Annotated in this window: 13 protein-coding genes; 4 read left to right on the top strand and 9 right to left on the bottom strand. The window is 69.9% G+C overall.

Annotated elements, in window-relative coordinates:
• Positions 1–21 precede the first annotated feature (21 nt).
• Positions 22–1,068 (bottom strand): rod shape-determining protein, encoded by a 1,047-nt coding sequence (locus ACYVAK_RS13775; protein WP_461061935.1) that lies wholly within the window; start codon positions 1,066–1,068, stop codon positions 22–24.
• 175 nt (positions 1,069–1,243) lie between these two features.
• On the opposite strand from ACYVAK_RS13775, the gene ACYVAK_RS13770 reads away from it, so the two are divergent.
• Both ACYVAK_RS13770 and ACYVAK_RS13765 read left to right on the top strand, forming a co-directional pair.
• Entirely contained in the window at positions 1,244–2,179 is a 936-nt protein-coding gene (locus ACYVAK_RS13770; RefSeq protein ID WP_461061933.1) for a carbohydrate kinase family protein, read from the top strand.
• Between the two features lie 267 nt (positions 2,180–2,446).
• Positions 2,447–5,353 (top strand): TonB-dependent receptor plug domain-containing protein, encoded by a 2,907-nt coding sequence (locus tag ACYVAK_RS13765; protein ID WP_461061931.1) that lies wholly within the window; start codon positions 2,447–2,449, stop codon positions 5,351–5,353.
• A 63-nt stretch (positions 5,354–5,416) separates the two neighbouring features.
• On the opposite strand, the gene ACYVAK_RS13760 is transcribed toward ACYVAK_RS13765, so the two are convergent.
• Complete coding sequence (locus ACYVAK_RS13760) at positions 5,417–7,288, bottom strand: tetratricopeptide repeat-containing sulfotransferase family protein (RefSeq protein ID WP_461061929.1); 1,872 nt, start codon at positions 7,286–7,288, stop codon at positions 5,417–5,419.
• Between the two features lie 57 nt (positions 7,289–7,345).
• Between ACYVAK_RS13760 and ACYVAK_RS13755 the strand changes: the two genes are divergently transcribed.
• Both ACYVAK_RS13755 and ACYVAK_RS13750 read left to right on the top strand, forming a co-directional pair.
• A complete protein-coding gene (locus ACYVAK_RS13755; RefSeq protein ID WP_461061927.1) occupies positions 7,346–7,927 on the top strand; it encodes a 2OG-Fe(II) oxygenase family protein in 582 nt (193 codons plus the stop codon).
• 14 nt (positions 7,928–7,941) lie between these two features.
• The gene (locus ACYVAK_RS13750) at positions 7,942–9,852 is read left to right on the top strand and encodes an aspartyl/asparaginyl beta-hydroxylase domain-containing protein (protein WP_461061925.1); all 1,911 of its coding nucleotides are present in this window, start codon (positions 7,942–7,944) and stop codon (positions 9,850–9,852) included.
• Positions 9,853–9,869: 17 nt separating this feature from the next.
• On the opposite strand, the gene ACYVAK_RS13745 is transcribed toward ACYVAK_RS13750, so the two are convergent.
• The 7 genes from ACYVAK_RS13745 to ACYVAK_RS13715 form a co-directional block, all read right to left on the bottom strand.
• The gene (locus ACYVAK_RS13745; protein ID WP_461062156.1) at positions 9,870–10,610 is read right to left on the bottom strand and encodes a pseudouridine synthase; all 741 of its coding nucleotides are present in this window, start codon (positions 10,608–10,610) and stop codon (positions 9,870–9,872) included.
• An 11-nt stretch (positions 10,611–10,621) separates the two neighbouring features.
• Complete coding sequence (locus ACYVAK_RS13740) at positions 10,622–11,671, bottom strand: class I SAM-dependent methyltransferase (RefSeq protein WP_461061922.1); 1,050 nt, start codon at positions 11,669–11,671, stop codon at positions 10,622–10,624.
• A gap of 20 nt (positions 11,672–11,691) precedes the next feature.
• Positions 11,692–12,840, bottom strand: coding sequence for a GGDEF domain-containing protein (locus ACYVAK_RS13735; RefSeq protein ID WP_461061920.1), 1,149 nt, complete (start codon positions 12,838–12,840; stop codon positions 11,692–11,694).
• 24 nt (positions 12,841–12,864) lie between these two features.
• Positions 12,865–15,549, bottom strand: coding sequence for a pyruvate dehydrogenase (acetyl-transferring), homodimeric type (gene aceE / locus ACYVAK_RS13730; protein WP_461061918.1), 2,685 nt, complete (start codon positions 15,547–15,549; stop codon positions 12,865–12,867).
• A 95-nt stretch (positions 15,550–15,644) separates the two neighbouring features.
• On the bottom strand, positions 15,645–16,067 hold the full coding sequence (locus ACYVAK_RS13725; protein WP_461061916.1) for a universal stress protein: 423 nt from the start codon (positions 16,065–16,067) through the stop codon (positions 15,645–15,647).
• Positions 16,068–16,208: 141 nt separating this feature from the next.
• Positions 16,209–17,183 (bottom strand): glycosyltransferase, encoded by a 975-nt coding sequence (locus ACYVAK_RS13720; RefSeq protein WP_461061914.1) that lies wholly within the window; start codon positions 17,181–17,183, stop codon positions 16,209–16,211.
• Between the two features lie 46 nt (positions 17,184–17,229).
• Positions 17,230–19,509, bottom strand: coding sequence for an NADP-dependent malic enzyme (locus ACYVAK_RS13715; RefSeq protein WP_461061912.1), 2,280 nt, complete (start codon positions 19,507–19,509; stop codon positions 17,230–17,232).
• Between the last annotated feature and the right edge of the window lie 246 nt (positions 19,510–19,755).

Here is a 19,755-nt window from a genome sequence, read left to right as displayed (position 1 = left end):
CGGTCGTCGGCGTACCGGGGTTCACTCCGGCGAGAAGAACTCGTTGCCGGTCATGTCGACCAGCTCGAGCGCACGGCCGCCACCGCGGGCGACGCAGGTCAGCGGATCGTCGGCCACATGCACCGAGAGGCCGGTCTCTTCGGAGAGCAGTTTGTCGAGGTCCTTCAGCAGGGCGCCGCCGCCGGTCAGCACGATGCCGCGCTCGGCCACGTCGGCGCAAAGCTCCGGCGGGGTCTGCTCCAGCGCCTGCTTCACCGCGGTGACGATGCCGGACAGCGGCTCGTGCAGCGCTTCGAGCACCTCGGCCGAGGTGATGGTGATGTTGCGCGGCACGCCCTCGGCGAGGTTGCGGCCCGAGACTTCCATCGACCGGGCCTCCTTCTGCGGGTAGGCGCAGCCGATCTCGAGCTTGATGCGCTCGGCCGTGGCTTCGCCGATGAGGGTGCCGTGGTTGCGGCGCACGTAGTTGATGATGCCCTCGTCGAACCGATCGCCGCCGATGCGCACCGACTGGGCGTAGACGATGCCGTTGAGCGAGATCACCGCCACCTCGGTCGTGCCGCCGCCGACGTCGATCACCATCGAACCCGCGGCCTCGCCCACCGGGATGCCGGCGCCAATCGCGGCGGCCATGGGCTCTTCGATCAGGAACACGTCGCGGGCGCCGGCCTCGAGCGCCGACTCCTTGATGGCGCGGCGCTCGACCTGGGTCGAGCCGCAGGGCACGCAGATCAGCACGCGCGGGCTGGGGCGCAGCAGGCGGCTGGTGTGCACCTTCTTGATGAAATGCTTGAGCATCTCCTCGGTGTAGGTGAAGTCGGCGATCACGCCGTCCTTCATCGGCCGGATGGTCATGATGTTGCCCGGCGTGCGGCCGAGCATGCGCTTCGCCTCGGCCCCGACCGCGGCGACCGACTTCGCGGAACCGACCCCGCGGTCCTGGCGGACGGCGACGACCGACGGCTCGTTGAGAACGATGCCCTGTCCGCGGACGTAGATCAGGGTGTTGGCCGTGCCGAGGTCGATCGACAGGTCGTTGGAGAACAGACCGCGGAGCTTCTTGAACATCGGGGATCGGGCCGGAAATTCGCTGGAAACAAGCGGCCAAGGGTAGCAACCGCCCGCCCCGGCCCACAAGGAAAAAGCCCGTTAATGCGGGTATCCTTCGCGACCCGCCCGGACGCCCCGGGCCCCGCGCCCCGCCCACCGGCCGGGGACCGACCGTTCCCGAGGACCGACCCCGATGAGTGCTGCCCTGATCTGCGGCTCGCTGGCCTACGACACCATCATGGTGTTCCAGGACCAGTTCAAGAACCACATCCTCCCGGACAAGGTGCACATCCTCAACGTGTCCTTCCTTGTGCCGCGGATGCGCCGCGAGTTCGGCGGCTGCGCCGGCAACATCGCCTACAACCTGCACCTGCTGGGCGGCAAGCCGCTGCCGATGGCCACGGTGGGCGCCGACTTCGGCCCCTACCGCCAGCATTTCGGCGAGCTCGGCATCCCCCTGACCCACGTCAAGGAGATCGCCGACCTCTACACGGCGCAGGCCTTCATCACCACCGACCTCGACGACAACCAGATCACCGCCTTCCACCCGGGCGCGATGATGCGGTCCTACGAGAACCACGTCCGGGACGTCCCCGGCGTCGGCTTCGGCATCGTCGGCCCGGACGGCTACGAGGCCATGCTGCAGAACTGCACCGAGTTCGCCGAGTGCGGCATCCCCTTCATCTTCGACCCGGGCCAGGCCATGCCGCTGTACAACGGCGACGAGCTGCGCCGGATGATCGACCAGGCCACCTACGTGACGGTCAACGACTACGAGTCGAGCCTGCTGCAGGAGCGCACCGGGTGGTCGGCCCAGGACATCGCCAAGAAGGTGAAGGCCTACTTCATCACCCGCGGCCCGAAGGGCTCCGAGGTGCACACCCCGGACGGCATGATCCACATCCCCTCGGCCACCGCCATGCGGGTGGTCGACCCCACCGGCTGCGGCGACGCCTACCGTGCGGGCCTGATCTTCGGCTTCATGAACGGGCTGGACCTGGCCACCACCGGCCGCATCGCCAGCCTGATGGGCGCTCTGAAGATCGAGCACCTGGGCCCGCAGAACCAGCGTTTCGATTACGCCGAGTTCGCCGAACAGTTCCGCCAGCAGTTCGGCTACGCGCTCTGACGGGCCGCGCGGACGGCCGGCACGCCCGCGCGTGCCCCCCCCGCGGCCCCGGGACTCCCCACGCCCCCCCCTTTCGAAATCAAAGGCTTGCAGGCCTGCGGCCATGCGCGCAGCGGCTCTCGCGCCAAGGCACTGGACTTGAAGTGAAGGAAGTATTAAACGTTGTCGCTGGTCACACGGCCTGCACAGCGTCTGACCGGGCGTCGACGCGGCAGCGTCTCGTCAGCCAGCCTTTCTTCATGATCGACCAGCAAGGACTACAACCCCATGACGCAACGTAACCCGCTCGCCGCGAGCGTCCAGCGCGCGTTGGTGCTCGGCATCGCCGGCACCGCCGCCATCGGCGCCCCGACCTTCGCGCAGACCGCCCCCGCCGGCGAAGAAGCCCAGACCCTCGACGCGATCGTCGTCACCGGCAGCCGCATCCGCCGCGTCGACACCGAAACCGCGACCCCGGTCTTCACGATCGACGCCGCCGCCATCGACCGCACCGGCGCGGCGACGATCGGCGACTTCCTCCAGGACATCCCCGCCATCTCGGGCGCGGCCACCAACCCGTCCGTGAACAACGGCGGCGGCACCGGCGCGGCCACCGTCTCGCTGCGCGGCCTGGGTGACGAGCGCACGCTGACGCTGCTCAACGGCCGCCGGATGGTCTACAACGACATCAACTCGATCCCGATGGCCGCCATCGCGCGCGTCGAGGTCATGAAGGGCGGCGCCGCGGCCATCTACGGCACCGACGCCATCGGCGGCGTCGTCAACTTCATCCTGAAGCGTGACTTCGACGGCGGCGAGCTGTCGGTCGGCTACGGCCAGTCCAGCGAGGGCGACGCCGAGCGCACCACCGGCAACGTGACCTACGGCTGGTCGGGGGAGCGCGGCAACGTGCTCCTCAACCTCAACTACAACGACCAGCGCGAAGTGCTGGCCGCCGACCGCGAGTACTCGCGCAACGCGCTCACCCTCTACTCGGGCACGGTCACCGTCGGCGGCTCGAGCCGTTCGGACGTGGGTCGTTACGTCGTTCCGCGCGCCAACGCCGCCGCCAACGGCATCAACTGCCCGGGCACCGGCGCCACCGTCGCCCTCGCGCGCTCGGCCGGCCGTCCCGGCACCCAGTGGTCGGACTTCCGCTGCTTCAACAACGCCACCGACCTGTTCAACTACCAGGCCGTGGGCAACCTGCAGCTGACGCCGCAGGAGCGCGCGGGCGCCTTCTTCTCGGGCCGCTTCAACATCAATGACAACGTCACGGCCTATGCCGAGATGTACAACCAGAGCACCCGCGCCTACGGCCAGATCGCCCCGCTGCCGTTCGACGCCCGCCCGGGCCAGGACGAAGTCACGATCTCGCCGGACAGCGTGTTCTGGCCGTTCGCCGGCCTGACCACCGGCCTCGTGAACAACGACCTGCGCCTGCGCCTGTCGGCCATCGGCAACCGCCGCTTCTCCTTCAACACGGACGTGACGCAGATCTCGACCGGCTTCGAAGGCGCGATCGGCGACAGCTCGTGGTCGTACGACGTCGGCATGACCTACGGCAAGCTCGAGCAGAGCGGCCTGTCGACCGGCTACCTGTTCACCCCGGCACTGGCCAGCGCCCTCGGCCCGTCCTTCCGCGACGCCAGCGGTGCGCTGCGCTGCGGCACCCCGGCGGCCCCGATCGCCAACTGCACCCCGGTCAACTTCTTCGGCGACCTGTCCTCGGCCGCCGACCAGGCCGCGCTGGCGCGCATCTCCTCGCCGTCGATCAACACGACCGACGCGACGCTGAAGAACTTCTACGCCAACACCTCGGGCGACCTGTTCGAACTCCCGGCCGGCATGGTCGGCGGCGCGTTCGGCGTCGAGTACCGCGAGGAATCCTCGGCGTTCGAGCCGAGCTTCCTGGCGGTCGTCGACCCCACCAACTACACCTGTCTGATCTCGTCGGAGGCCTGCACCACGCGCGCCGTCGGCGAGTTCGACGTGACGGAAATCTACGGCGAAGTGCTCTTCCCGCTGCTCGCCGATGCCCCGCTGGCCCAGAGCCTGAACGCCATCGCCGGCGCCCGCTGGTCGGATTACTCGACCTTCGGCAGCACGACCAACTGGAAGGTCGGCCTGGAGTGGCGTCCGATGGACGGCCTGCTCGTCCGCGGCACCGTCGACAAGGTGTTCCGCGCCCCGACGATCAACGACCTGTTCCAGGGTGATTCGGCCTCGTCTGACAGCTTCTCCGACCCCTGCAACCGCTGGCGCGGCGCGCCGGTCGGCAGCCCGCAGCGCCTCGCCTGCGCGAACGTCCCGACCGACGGCACGTTCAACCAGACCGACACGCAGCTCTCGGCGATCAAGGGCGGCAACGCGGCCCTGCAGCCGGAAGAAGGCAAGGTGTTCACCTACGGCGTGATCTACGACCCGAGCTGGCTGGAGGGTGCGTCGGTCTCGGTCGACCTGTGGCGCGTCTACCTGAACGACACGATCGGCACGGTCGGTACGCAGACGATCCTCAACAACTGCTTCAACAACGGGCAGTTCTGCAACCTGTTCTCGCGCAACGCGTCGGGTGAGATCCTCCGCCTGTTCGACCGCAACGCCAACGTCGGCCGCACCGACACGAAGGGCGTGGACTTCGGCCTGAAGTACCGCCTCGAGGACACCGCGTTCGGCAGCTTCCAGGTCTCGCTCGACACGACCTACACCGCGCAGTTCGACGTCAAGACGATCGTGCTCGGCCAGGTGGTCGCCCAGCAGTACCTCGCCGGCACCTTCCTGTCCTCGGCCAACGGCGGCCTCGGCAACTACAGCCGCGTCCGTTCGCTGGGCTCGCTGGGCTGGTCGATGGGCGACTGGGACGCGCAGTGGACCTCGCGCTACGTGAGCGGCTTCAGCGTCGGCGCGGTGTTCCCGAACACCCGCACCAACGTCTGCGCCGACCTTGGTCTCGCCATCGTCGCCGGCGGCACGCCGGGCTGCCAGTTCGACCGCGGTTCGCAGACCTACCACAACCTGCAGGTCGGCTATAACCTCGAGTCGTGGAACACGAAGTTCCAGATCGGCGTCGACAACGTGTTCGACAAGCAGCCGCCGATCATCTACCAGAACAACTCGCTCAACGGTAATACCGACGAGCGCACGTTCGACACCGTGGGCCGCTACTACTGGGCGACGGCGACCGTGAAGTTCTGATCGACGATCAGCCGGAGTGAATGAAAACCGCGCGGGGCGACCCGCGCGGTTTTTCTTTGCGCGTCAGTCGAGCGAATAGCCGAAGCGTTCCGCCCAGGGGGCGAGCAGGTCGAGCGTCTCGGCGTCGAACCAGGGCCGCCACGCCTGCCAGCGACCGACCGCACGGCGGTTCACCGGCTGCACGACCTGGGTGTAGCTCGGGGTGCTGATGACGCCGCGCGACTTGGCCCGCTCGGTGAAACCGAGCAGTTCGTCGCGCCAGTCGAGGCCGAGGAAGCCGAACAGCCGGCGGCCTTCCGCCGCCACGTCGGCCACGAGGTCCTCGTAGCGCAGCACGTGCGTCGGCACGCCGATCGCGTCGCGGAAGTCGAAATACGTGCGGAACACCCGGTCGTACATGCGCGCCGTGGTCTTCAGCGTCTCGAAGGTCACCGCGAAGGCCGGCGCGCGGAAGTTCTGCATCCAGCACGAGACGACGACGTCGCAGGGGTGGCGGAGCGCCAAAACGGCCCGCGCGTCGGGGAAGAGCGCTGCCACCAGCGGCAGGCGCACCAGGTACAGGGGGTTCTTGTCGACCGGACGCCGGCCGCCGAGGTCGGGCCGCTGGCGCTGCACGTCGGCGAAGTACCGCGCGCGGAAGTCGCGGCGGCGCTCGGCCGGCAGGTCGACGAGGGCGCCGGGGTAACCCCCGGGCAACGCGTTCATGCGCGTCACGAGGCGCTGCAGGAAGGGCTGCTCGTCGAAGGAGGCGAGACCGGGGTGCGCGTCCAGCAACTGCTCGAGGAGCGTCGTCCCCGAGCGTGGAAAACCGACGACGAACAGCGGATCCCGGTGGCCGTCGTCGGCTCCCTCGCGGACGCCGGTCTGGAACGGCGGCACCGGACGATCCAACGCGGCGAGGAGGCCGTCCTCGCGCATCAGGTTCGGATGCGCCGCGTTGACGTGGGCGAGGCGCTCCGCATGCCCCTGCGAAAAAGCCGAGAAGGCCGCCGCGTGGTCGCGCATCTCCGCGCAGGCCTTGCCGAGTTCGAAGCGGAGGTTGGTGCGCAGGGCGGGATCGCGCGGCGGATCGGCGAGTACGGCTTCGAACAGCGCGCGCGCGGCCTCCGGGCGGCCGCGTCGTGCCGCCAGCCGCGCGTCGAGCTGCGCCAACGCGCTGGCCACCGCCGGCGCCGCGCCCGCGCGCGCCGCGTCCACCCTCGCGCGCACCGCGTCCGCCTCATCCAGCCGGTTGTGGCGCTCATGGCAGGTCGAAAGCCCGATCAGTGCGCCAGGATGCCCCGGGTCCTCCCCCAGCAGGGCTTCGAAGGCGCGCTGCGCATCGGCGTAGTTCGCAAGGTTGAGCTGGATTTCCGCGGCCTCGACGCGGAGGTCGAACGGCAGGGCCGGCGACCGCAAGGCCGCAAGGGTCGCCGCCGCCTGGTCGGTCTCATCCATCGCGAACAGAACGCGGGCGCGGAAAAGCAGGAATTCGGGATCGAGCGCCTCGAGCGCCAGCGCCCGCTCGATGCAGGTCAAGGCCGGCAGCGGCCGGCCGTTCGCCAGCTCCGCGCGCGCCAAGGCGTAGAAGAGCGCGGAACCGCGGTCGCCGCGCTGGAAAGCCTGCTGCAGCGGCGGCAGCGCCTCGGCCTCTCGGCCGAGTTCGCACAGCGCGTTGCCGAGGTTCGTCCAATGCTCGGGGACCTCGGGCTGGCGCGCCACGAGGACCTCGAACAGCGGCAGGGCCTCCGCGGCACGGCGCTGGCCGGCGAGCGACAGGGCGAGCACCACCACGGCATCGACGGGCGCCGCCATCGGGTCGCGCGTGCCCGCGAGGGCGAGGACCTGGCGGGCCTCGGCTTCGGCGGCGGCGGCATTCCCCTGCCCGAGCGCGGCGAAGGCGGCCCGGAGCGCCGCCTGCACATCACCCGTCTCGTTGGTCCGGCCTGTGGCCATCCGGGCTCCTTGTCTATGATTCGCCTGCGGCGGCGCGCCGCATCGTAAAGGATTCCCGTGACACCGGCTCCCGATCCGCGCGACCGCCTGTCGCGCTTCGTGCAGGTCTTCGACGACGCCCTGCCCCTGCCCGTCTGCCAGCAGCTGGTGCAGGGTTTCGAGGCCCTCGGCGAGCAGCAGGTGGCGAATGGCCGCCACCGTCGCGATTGGCTGGCGGGCAGCGCGTGGACCGAGCTCGACATCGGACCGCTGGCGGACGCGGCCTTCCGCGAGTCCCTGCTCTCGGGCATCCACCATTTCCTCGCGCGCTACAACGCCGCGATCGACCTGACGCTTCCCGTGCCGGCCACGACCAAGACCAGCGAGTGGATCCTGAAGCGCTACCGGAACGACGGCGACGAGCGCTTCCAGCCGCATTTCGATTCGGTGGGGCCGGTCTCGAACCGGTACCTCGTGTTCCTCTGGTACTTGAACGACGTGGCCTCGGGTGGCGAAACCGCCTTCGTCGATCTCGACCTCGCCGTGACGCCGAAAGCCGGACGCCTGCTGGTCTTCCCGCCGTACTGGATGTTCCAGCACGAAGGCCGGCCGCCGATCAGCGGCGACAAGTACATTCTTTCCACCTACCTGTTGTTCTGAAGGCCGCCATCGCGATGAGCCACTCCACCCTCGCCGCGTTGGCGCGTGCCGTCTACGAGCTGTCCGGCGACCTGCGCGCGCTCGGCCCCGAGGCAGACGCCGCGCTTGGCGGCGAAGGCGCCGCCGACGCCCGCGTGCGCGAGCTCCTCGCTCGCGTGCATGACCTGCGCGGGCAACTCACGGCGACGCGGTCGTCCTGGCTCGGCGCACAGCGCGATCGCCTCGGCCTCGATCCCGGGGCGCGCGGCCTCAAGCTGCACATCGGCTGCGGAGCCCATGCGCTGCCCGGCTGGGTGAACCTCGACGTGCATCCGGCGCCGCTGTGCTGGAACGTGCACTGGGGCCTCCCATTCGCCGACGGAGCGGCCAGCCATGTGTTCGTCTCGCACCTGTTCGAGCACCTGTTCTTCCCGCACGACGCGATGGCCTTCCTCGGCGAACTGAAGCGCGTGCTCGCGCCGGGCGGCCGAGTGCGCCTGGTCGTGCCCGACGTGGCCCAGCTGATCGACGCCTACCAGCGTGGCGACCGGGAGTTCTTCGCGAAACGTGCCGCGCATTGGGCGAACGCCCGCGGCGACGGCCCGCTTCTCGCGCAGTTCCTCAACTACGCCGGCGCAGGCCCGGATCCGGGCTACCTCTTCGAAGCGCACAAATTCGGCTACGACTTCGAGACCCTCGCCCACCTGCTTCGTGAAGCCGGCTTCGATGGCGTGGTGCGCAGCGGGTACATGGCCAGCGCCGATCCCGAACTCCGGCTCGACGACCAGAGCGCCGTGGCCGGCGCCACGCACGGCGATGGCCACTACTCGCTGTTCGTCGAGGCCGTCGCGCCACCGGTCGTCGGCACGCCGCTGCCGACGGCGGCGCACGAGGCGCGCCGGCGCGGCGTGGTGCTGATGGCAGAGCGCCGCATGGAGGAGGCCGAGGCCGCATTCCGCGAGGCCATCCGCCTCGACGCGGGCATGCCTGCGGCGCACCTGAAGCTCGGCCGGCTGCTCGAATCGACCGGCCGGGCCGGCGAATCCGTCGGCGCCTACTTCCGGGCACTCACGATCGCGCAGGGCCGCGGCCTCTGGCTGGACGAGGCGAGCACGCCACCCGGTCTCCGCGCCGACGTGCTGCATGCGATGGCCGTGGTGCGGGAACGGCGGGTGCCCGTGCTGATGGGCCTGATCGAACCACTCGAAGCCCGCTTCGGGCGCGAGGCGATGGCGCGTGTGCGTGCGGGCCTCGCCCACCACCTCGGCGCCGAGTCGCACCCGCCGCGGGACGCGCGGCAGGCACCGCGCTTCCTCCATGTCCCCGGGTTGCCGGCCACGCCATGGCTCGACACCGCGCTTTTCCCATGGCTGCCCGCCCTCGAGGCCGCCTTCCCGGCGATGCGCGAGGAGGCCTTGGCGGTGCTGCGGGCCCGCGATGGCGTGCGGCCGTTCCTGCAGGCGCCGGAGGGCGTCTCGCTGGACCCCTACCTCGGTGGCGACGGTGCCCGTTGGGACGCCTTCTTCTTCTATCGGGACGGCGAACGCCACGCCGACGCCGCTCGCCAGGCCCCGTCGACGGCCGCGGCGCTCGAGACCCTGCCGCTGGTGCGTATCCGCGAGCATGCCCCCGAGATCTGTTTCTCGATCCTCGCGCCCGGCACCCACATCAAGCCGCACCACGGCGTCACCAACACGCGAGTGGTGGTGCACCTACCCCTGGTGGTGCCGGAAGGATGCACGCTGACGGTGGGCGGCGACGAACGCCACTGGCGCGAAGGCGAAGCCTGGGCCTTCGACGACACCTTCCTGCACGAGGCGCGCAACGACAGCGGGCAGACGCGCGTGATCCTGCTGATGGATGCGTGGAACCCGCACCTGAGCGAGGCGGAGCGCATCGCCGTGACCACCATCGTCGAGGGCATCGGCGACTTCAACCGGGGCTGAGCGTCCCCGTCCAACGCTCAAGCGCCCAGCAGGGCGCGCTCCGCCGGAGACACCATCCGCCACTCGCCAGCACGGAGGCCCAAGGCGTCGAGGCGCAGCCCGCCGATCGCCTCGCGCCGGAGGCTGACGACGGCATTGCCGGTGGCGGCGAACATCCGCCGCACCTGGTGGTAGCGGCCTTCGTGCAGGGTGAGCCGCGCCTCGCGCGGGCCCAGCACCTCGAACTCCGCCGGGAGCAGCGGCTTGTGCTCACCCTCCAGCAGCAACGTGCCCGCCGCGAACAGCACGGCTTCGTTGCCGCGCAGATCTTCCGCCAACGTCGCGCGGTACACCTTCGGCTGGTGGTGCTTCGGGCTGGTGAGGCGATGCAGCAACTGGCCGTCGTCGGTGAAGAGCAACAGGCCCGAGGTGTCCTTGTCGAGCCGGCCGACCGGCGAGACGATCGGGTCGCGCGCCTTCCAGCGCGGCGGGAGCAGGTCATAGACGAGTCGGCCGGGATCCTTCGTCGAGCAGGTGACGCCGACCGGCTTGTGAAGCACGGCCAGCAGGCCCGGGGGCGCATCGAGTGCCCCGCCGTCGAAGCGGATCGCCGCATGCGGCAGTCGATGGCCGCCGCGCGCGGGCGCGCCCTCGCCCACCTCGTCGTCCACGTAAAGCGCTTCGCCTCCCGCATCGGTGATGCGGCCTTCGGCGACCAGTGCCTCGACTTCGCGCCGCGTACCGTATCCGAGCGCCTGCAGGTACTGGCGTAGCTTCACCGCTTTGCCGCTCATGGTCGGGGCTCCCACGCTCGGTAGACCTTGAACCCCGCCTGCTCCGCGAGAAGTTCGCCACGCCCGAAGACCTCGCGCAGGGCCTCCTCGTAGGGGAGGTGGCGATTGGCGACCATCAGGAACTGGCCGTCGCGCTTCAACCCGCGCGCCGCGGCGGCGATGAACGCGCGGCCGAGCGCCGGCACCCCGCGGCTGCCGACATGGAACGGGGGATTGCTGAGCACCGCATCGAATCGACCGGGCACGCCGCCGGCCACGTCCTGCCAGTGGAAGCGCACCGGTACCCGGGCACCGGCGAGGTTGCGACGAGCAAGGTCCAGCGCGCGATGCTCTGCTTCGAACAGGTCGACCGACTGCACCGCCGCGCTGCGTTCCACCACGGCCATCGACAGCAGCCCGGTCCCCGCACCGAGATCAGCGACGGCGCCGCGAAGCGTTGCCGGCAAGTGCTCGATGAGCAGGCGCGAACCGGCGTCGAGCCGCCCTTCGTTGAACACGCCGGGACGCTGCCAAAGGCCGGAAGCCGCGTCCCGGCGGGGCGCGTCGGCTTCGATCCAGCGCGCAACCAGGCGCTGCGTCGCTTCCGGCAGTACCGGTGGCCGTGGCGCCGTCCAGAACGCCCGGCCATGCGCCTTGCTTCGGTGCCCCGCCAAGGGCTGAAGCGCGGCAAGGTCCTTCTCCGCACTGCGCGCACCTTCGTCGTTCAGTGCCACCCCCGCCACGAGACCACCGACAACCACGTCCCGCAGCGCGCGGGCAAGCAGGGCACGCCCCAGCTCGCGGGAGCGTGGCAGCAGCACGATGACGGCCTCGGGCGCAGCCGCCTCGAGCGGCGCGAGGCCATCGGCGACGACGATGCCCTCGGCACGCAACGCATCGTGCCAAGGCTTGAACCCCTGCTCACCCGACCAGACAAGGCCCGGCGGCGCGCCCAAGGCCATGCCGGGCAAGGCGTGGAGGACGTGGACCGTGGCGGCGGACGACAGGTGGGCGACGAGGTCCGGAAGCGCCGCGCGCAGCACGGCTTGGGGTGAAGGTTGGGCCATGGCGCCAGTGTATCGGCCGCTCAAGCAAGGACGACGCGATTCTTCCCCGACGCCTTTGCTTCGTAGAGCGCCTCGTCGGCGCGACGGTACATCGCGAGGAACTCGACCGGTCCACGGGCGGCGACGAGGCCGATGCTGGCCGTCAGGCCGCCGGTCGCGGATGCGATCCCCGCCAGCTCGGAGGCGACGGCAAGGCGGAGACGCTCCGCGAAACGCTGCGCCCCCTCGGCGTCCGTGAGTGGCATCAACACGACGAATTCTTCGCCGCCGAAACGCGCCACCACGTCCTCGGCACGCGACTCCGACAGCAGGCGTGCACCCACTCGCGCGATCGCATGGTCACCGAGCGCATGGCCGCCGTGCTCGTTGAGGCGTCGGAAGTCATCGAGATCGATCACTGCGAGGGCGACCGGCGCGTCGCGCCGGCCCGAGAGCGCCAACAGGGGGTCGGCGAGTTCGTGGAAGCCGCGGCGATTCAGCAGGCCGCTCAGCGGATCGCGCGATGCGAGGCTGTGCAGATCGCGCCTGACGCGCTCGGTCGCCAGCAGGATGAAGGCGACGGTGATGCAGGTCAGGGCCAGCATCGCGGACACGAGCAGCACGGGAACGACGAAGCCCCCGACGAGGAAGCGCGCGGCATCGGCGCCCTCGAGGAATACCGTCGCGACGCGCCAGCTCTGGACGAGGGCCAGCATCGCGAGGCCCACGGCCATCAGCAGCGGACCGAGGCCTGCCAGGCGGCGATGGGCCCGCAGCAGGGCATGCAGGGCGACGACCAGGCAGGCGACATGCAGCGACGCCAGCAGCGCCACGCGCAGCTCGGCCCATCCGCCGAGGACGGTCGCGCCGGCCGCGACGGCGTAGGTGGCGAGGCCCGCCGCCGCGAACGTCCGGGCACTGCCGGGGAACCCGAAGAAGCGACGCACCGCGATGGGCGTCAGGACCATCGACGGCACCCAGAAGGCGTTCTGCACCAGGATGGCGGCGGACGACGCCGAGAAGCCCGCGGCCAGAAGCCCCGCGGCCACCGCGACGCAGGCCAGCGAGATCGCCCAGGCGCCAAGGCCGCGGGCCTTGTCGGCAAGGCCGATGCGAAGCGAGAGCGCCACGACGGCGAGCAGGCCCTGGACCAGGGCCAGCACGACCAGCAGGGTCGGTTGGTCGAGCATGCGGCGTCCCCCTCGCCGTGGCGGTCAGACCCCGATCGGGTTGGCCTTCTCGGGGTCGATGTTGAAGACCTTGATCGCGCGGGCCACGTCCTTGGCGTTCATCTTGCCTTCGGCCGCGAGCGCGGCGACAGCGGCGTGCGCGATGTAGTAGCGGTCGACCTCGAAGTGACGACGCAGGTTGGCGCGGGTGTCCGAACGGCCGAAGCCGTCGGTGCCGAGCACGGTGTACTTCATCGGCACGAAGGCGCGGATCTGGTCGGCGAACTGGCGCACGTAGTCGGTGGCGGCGATGGCCGGGCCCTGGCGGCCTTCCAGCAGCTCGGTGACGTAGGCCTTGCGCGGCGCCTTCGCTTCCGGGTGCAGGCGGTTCCAGCGCTCGGCGTCGAAGCCGTCGCGGCGCAGCTCGGTGAAGCTCGGGCAGCTCCAGATGTCGGAGGACACGCCGAATTCCTTGTCGAGCAGCTCGGCCGCGGCGATGGCTTCACGCAGGATCGTGCCCGAGCCCATCAGCTGCACGCGCAGCTCGCCCTTCTTCGGCTTGCCGGCGTCCTTGAGCAGGTACATGCCCTTGATGACTCCCTCCGCGGCGCCTTCCGGCATGTCCGGGTGGGTGTAGTTCTCGTTCATCAGGGTCAGGTAGTAATACTCGTCCACCTGCTCCGTCATCATCCGCTGCATGCCGTGCTGCAGCACCACCGCGACCTCGTAGGCGAAGGTCGGGTCGTAGGGTCGGCAGTTCGGGATGTTGCCGGCCAGCAGCTGCGAATGGCCGTCCTCGTGCTGCAGGCCCTCGCCGTTGAGCGTGGTGCGGCCGGCCGTGGCGCCGAGCAGGAAGCCGCGGGCGCGCATGTCGGCGGCCTGCCAGGCCGAATCGCCGATGCGCTGGAAGCCGAACATCGAATAGAAGATGTAGAACGGCAGCATCGGCACGTCGTTGGTGCTGTAGCTGGTGGCGGCGGCCATCCAGCTGGCGAAGCTGCCCGCCTCGTTGATGCCTTCCTGCAGCACCTGGCCGGCGTTGTCCTCGCGGTAGAACATCAGCTGGTCGGCGTCGACCGGCTTGTACTTCTGCCCGTGCGGCGAGTAGATGCCGATCTGGCGGAACAGCCCTTCCATGCCGAAGGTGCGCGCCTCGTCGCAGATGATCGGCACGGTGCGCGGGCCGATCGCCTTGTCGCGCAGGATCACGTTCAGCGCCTGCACGAAGGCCATCGTCGTGCTGATCTCGCGGTCGCCGCTGCTCTTCAGCAGGCGGTCGAACACGGCGAGTTCCGGCGCCGGCAGCGACTCGCTGGCCTTGACGCGGCGCTGCGGCAGCGAGCCGCCCAGCGCCTCGCGGCGCGCCTTCAGGTACTGCACTTCCGGCGCGTCGGGGCCCGGATGGTAGAACGGCACCGAGGGCAACTGCTCGTCGCTCACCGGGATGTTGAAGCGGTCGCGGAAGGCCTTCACCGCCGCGTCGTCCAGCTTTTTCTGCTGGTGGGTGATGTTGATCGACTCACCGGCCTTGCCCATGCCGTAGCCCTTCACCGTCTTGGCGAGGATCACCGTGGGCTGGCCCTTGTGGGCGGTGGCGGCGGCATAGGCCGCGTAGACCTTGTGCGGGTCGTGGCCGCCGCGGTTGAGGCGCCAGATGTCCTCGTCGGACAGCGAGGCGACCATCTGCCTGGTCTCTTCGTACTTGCCGAAGAAATGCTCGCGCGTGTACGCGCCGCCGAAGGCCTTGCAGTTCTGGTACTCGCCGTCGACGGTTTCCATCATCAGCTTCTTGAGCGTGCCATTGGTGTCCTTGGCGAGGAGCGGGTCCCAGTAGCTGCCCCAGACCACCTTCAACGCGTTCCAGCCGGCGCCGCGGAAGACGCCTTCGAGCTCCTGGATGATCTTGCCGTTGCCGCGCACCGGGCCGTCGAGGCGCTGCAGGTTGCAGTTGATGACGAACACGAGGTTGTCGAGTCCCTCGCGGCCGGCCAGCGAGATCGCGCCCAGGCTCTCGGGCTCGTCGCACTCGCCGTCGCCCATGAAGCACCACACCTTGCGGTCGGAGACCGGCATCAGGCCGCGGGCCTCGAGGTACTTCCAGAAGCGCGCCTGGTAGATCGCGGCGATGGGGCCGAGGCCCATCGACACGGTGGGCGTCTGCCAGAAGTCCGGCATCAGCCACGGGTGCGGGTAGCTCGAGATGCCCTTGCCATCGACTTCCATGCGGAAGTGGTCGAGCTGCTCCTCGGTGAGCCGGCCTTCGAGGAAGGCGCGGGCGTAGACGCCCGGCGAGCTGTGGCCCTGGATGAACAGCAGGTCGCCCGGATGCTGGTCGTTCGGCGCGCGCCAGAAGTGGTTGAAGCCCACGTCGTAGAGCGTGGCCGCGGAAGCGAAGCTCGCGATGTGGCCGCCGAGCTCGCCCGGCTTGCGGTTGGCGCGGACCACCATGGCCAGCGCGTTCCAGCGGATCAGCGAGCGCAGCTTCCACTCCATCTGCGCATCGCCCGGCATCTTGGCCTCGAGATGCGCCGGGATGGTGTTGATGTATTCGGTGGTCGGCGCGAAGGGCAGGTGCGCGCCCGCGCGGCGCGTCAGCTCCACCATCCGCTCGAGGAGGTGGTGCGCGCGCTCGGGGCCGTCGGCATCGATCACCGCCTTGATCGACTCCAGCCACTCCTGGGTCTCGGTGGGGTCGATGTCGTTCGCCAACACATCCTGCAGCCAGTTCATGCCTTCCCGCTCCGCGTCGAAACTAGAGCTCGGAGTCTAACAGCCGTCGATGGAGGCCCAGCGCCGCTGCATACGAATACGCCGGCGTATGCGGCTCAGCGGACCACCAGGACGGGGGTCCGGCATGCGGCGAGGACCTTGGAAACGGTCGATCCGAGCAGGAGGCCCGACAGGGCGCCGTGGCCATGGGAGCCCATCACGACGAGATCATGCCCCCCCGCTTCGGCCTCTTCCGCCACGAGGCTGCCGGGATGACCGACCTTCAGCACCTCGCGGGCGCTGCGTCCCGCCGCCGCCAAACGCTCCCGCGCCGCGCGCAAGGCCTCCTCGTGGTCGTGCGCATGCTGGGCCGCCACGATTTCCGCGCCGACCGCCATCGCCGCTCGCGGCGGCAGGGGCGGGGACACGTGGATCAGCGTGAGCACGGCGTGACCGAACATCGCGGGCCGGGCCAGCACATGGTCGAGGGCTTTGGCCCCGAAGGCACTGCCATCAACGGCGATCAGGACATTCAACATGGGGAAGCGTCTCCTCGGACCGGATGAGTCGGCATCATCCTGCCAGCCTCCGGCCCGGCCCGATTTGGCGCGGGTCAATCCGGCCTCCGCCCTCCCGCGCGCCCCGCCCCCCCCCCCCCGCCTCCGCCTCTGCAAACCGGCTCAGAGCCGAAGGAAACGCCGTGGCACCGCCATCTTGAGCAAGCGCTCGAAGGACTTGCGACGCAGGCCCGGATGGCGGAACCCGGCGACGATATGCGGCCACCAGTCACGCTTCCGAGCGAGCAGCATGGCCCGGCGCGCCTCCGACTCGATCCGGTACATCGCCGCGAGGCGCCGCCCCATCTCCCGCCGCTGCGCCGGCACCGCGGCGACGTCGGCGCAGCGCGCCTGGTCTTCGGCGATCTCCGCATACATGCGCAAAGTGCGCTCGTAGCGCTGGCGCTTGGCGTCGGCGCCGCCGCCGTGTGCGAACACCCAACCATGCAGGTTGCCGGCGTGGATCCGGTAGTCGAGCCAGGGCTCGTCGAGGCAATGCACCTCGCCGTACAAGGCGCCGCGCAGGGTGATCATGTTGTCTTCGACCATGCCGTGCAGCGGCGGCAGGTCGTCGAGCAGGAAACGCCGCATCGCCATGGAGGCGCCGAGCAGGCAGACGAAACTGCCGCGCTCGAGCAGCCACCGCTGGTCGGCACGCCGGAAGCCTGGGTCGCGGGCGCGGCGGGCGATCACCGTCCCTTGGGCATCGATCTCGTCGACCGTCGTACCGACGAGGGCGACATCGGGATGGGTCTCGAAGAAGGCCAGGGCGCGGGCGACGCGGTCCGGATGGGAACGGTCGTCGCCCGCCTGGAAGATCAGGATGTCCCCGGCGGCTTCGGCCGCGACGACGTTGATGTGCGCACACAGGCCGAGGTTGTGCGCGTTCCGACGGACCACGAGGCGGTGCGGCCCGCGGTAGTCGCGGGCGAAGGCCTCCGCGATGGCGAAGCCCTGGTCCGGGGCCGGCGAGGCATCGTCGGAGACGATGATCTCGCAGGGCACGGACTGCGCCACGGCGCTCTCGAGCGACTCGCGGATCGTCGAGCCCATCCGGTAGGCCAGCAGCAGGATCGTCGCCCGCGGTGACGTGCCCACGCCCGTCGCCGACGGTTCCCTGCCCAAGACCATGCCCCGGGGGCGATCAGACCGCGCGTTCCGCGCGGATCAGCGCGTCCACCGCCGCAACGGCCGTCATATTGACGATGCGACGGATCGTGGCCGAGGGCGTCAGCACGTGGGCCGACTTCGAGAGTCCCATCAGGATCGGCCCGAGGCCGACGCCGTCGGTCATCGCACGGGTCAGGTTGTAGGCGGCGTTGGCGGCGTCGATATTCCCGAACACCAGCAGGTTGGCCCGCCCCTTCAGGCGCGACTCCGGGAACACCCGCTCGCGCAGCTCCTCGTTCAACGCGAGGTCGGCGTGCATCTCGCCTTCGACCTCCAGCTTGGGCGCACGCTCGTGCAGGATCGCCAGCGCGTCGCGCAGCTTCTGCGCGCTCGGCGCCTCGGAACTGCCGAAGTTCGAGTGCCCGACGAGCGCCACCTTCGGCGTCACGCCGAACAGGCGCAGGCGGAAGGCCGCCTGCTGGACGCAGTCGGCGATCTGCTCGGCGCTCGGATCGACCTGCACATGGGTGTCGGCGAAGAAGAACACCCCCTTGTCGTTGAGTACGGCCGATAGGGCCGACAGCCCCTTGCTGCCATCATCGAGGCCGAGGACCTCGCGCACGTAGCGCAGCTTGCGTGCGTAGCGACCGACCATGCCGCAAAGCATGGCGTCGGCCTCGCCACGGCGGACCATGAGCGCGGCGATCACGGTGTCGCGGCCACGGACGATGGCCTTGGCCGCCGAGGGCGTGACGCCCTTCCGCTGCATGATCTGGTGGTAGAGCTGCCAGTACTCGTTGAAGCGCGGATCGTCGTCGATGTTGGTGATCTGCACGTCGACGCCCGGGCGGATGCGCAGGCCAAGGCGCTGGATGCGCCGCTCGATCACCGCCGGACGACCGACGAGGATCGGGTGCGCGAGGCCCTCGTCCACCACCGTCTGTACGGCGCGCAGCACGTTCTCCTCTTCGCCCTCGGCATAGACGACGCGCTGGCGGTTGACGCGGGCGCGGTCGAACACCGGCTTCATCATCAGGCCAGTGCGGAACACCCACTGGCTCAGGCGGTCGCGGTACTGGGCGATGTCGACCGGGCGCGTCGCCACGCCGGAGCGCATCGCCGCCTCGGCCACGGCCGGGGCGAGCGAGACCAGCAGGCGGGGATCGAAGGGCCGCGGGATCAGCGACTCAGCGCCGAACTGCACCGGCTCGCCGCCGTAGGCGCTGCCGAGGTCGGTGGCTTCGCGGCGCGCGAGCTCGGCGATCGCGATCACGCAGGCCCGCTTCATCTCCTCGTTGATCGTCGTGGCGCCGACGTCGAGCGCGCCGCGGAAGATGTAGGGGAAGCAGAGCGCGTTGTTGACCTGGTTCGGGTAGTCGCTGCGGCCGGTGGCGATGATCGCATCGGGGCGCACCGCCTTGGCGTCGGCCGGGTGGATCTCGGGGTTCGGATTGGCCAGCGCGAAGATGATCGGGCGCGGCGCCATCGTCGCGACCATCTCGGGCTTGAGCACGCCGCCCGCCGACAGGCCGAGGAAGACGTCGGCGCCGTTGACGATCTCGGCGAGGCTGCGGAACGGTGTCTCGCGGGCGTAGCGCACCGTGCCTTCGTTGAGGTCGGTGCGGCCGGTGTGCAGCACGCCGTCCTTGTCGACGACGAGGATGTTCTCGCGCTTCATCCCCAACGCCACGAGCATGTCGAGGCAGGCGATGCCGGCCGCGCCCGCGCCGCTGACGGCCAGCCGCACTTCGTCGATCGGCTTTCCGACGACGTGCAGGGCGTTGGTGATCGCCGCGCCGACGATGATCGCCGTGCCGTGCTGGTCGTCGTGGAAGACCGGGATGTTCATCCGCTCCCTGAGCTTGCGCTCGACGATGAAGCACTCCGGCGCCTTGATGTCCTCGAGGTTGATGCCGCCGAAGGTGGGCTCCAGCGAGGCGATGATGTCGACCAGCTTGTCCGGATCCTTCTCCGCCACCTCGAGGTCGAAGACGTCGATGCCTGCGAACTTCTGGAACAGCACGCCCTTCCCTTCCATCACCGGCTTGCCGGCCAGCGGGCCGATGTCGCCGAGGCCGAGCACGGCGGTGCCGTTCGAGATGACCGCCACGAGGTTGCCGCGCGCGGTGTAGTCGCTGGCGCTGGCCGGGTCGGCCACGATCGCCTCGCAGGCCGCCGCGACGCCGGGCGAATAGGCCAACGAGAGATCGCGCTGGGTGACCAGCGCCTTGGTCGGCATGACCTTGATCTTCCCGGCGGGCGCCTGGCGGTGGTAATCGAGGGCGGCCTGTTTGAACGCGTCGTGCTCGGACATCAGTGGGGTCTTTCGAAGGCAGGCCGGCATTCTATCCATGCCGTCATGAAGGAAGCGGACGGGGGCGTATGGGGGTGGTCGACCGGGGCGACCTCGCGCGACCCCGCACGCCTGCGACGCGTAATCGCGGGGCCAGCGTCAGCGAGCCAGGGATGGCGAGCGCGCGGCTCGGGGCAGGACAGCCCCGAGTCCGCGAGGAGCGGCACCGCGGTCATGCGAGGCAGGCGCGACCGGCAGCGGCGCGAT

This window comes from Silanimonas algicola, from assembly GCF_054777375.1.
This window is presented reverse-complemented; position numbering and strand designations above follow the sequence as displayed.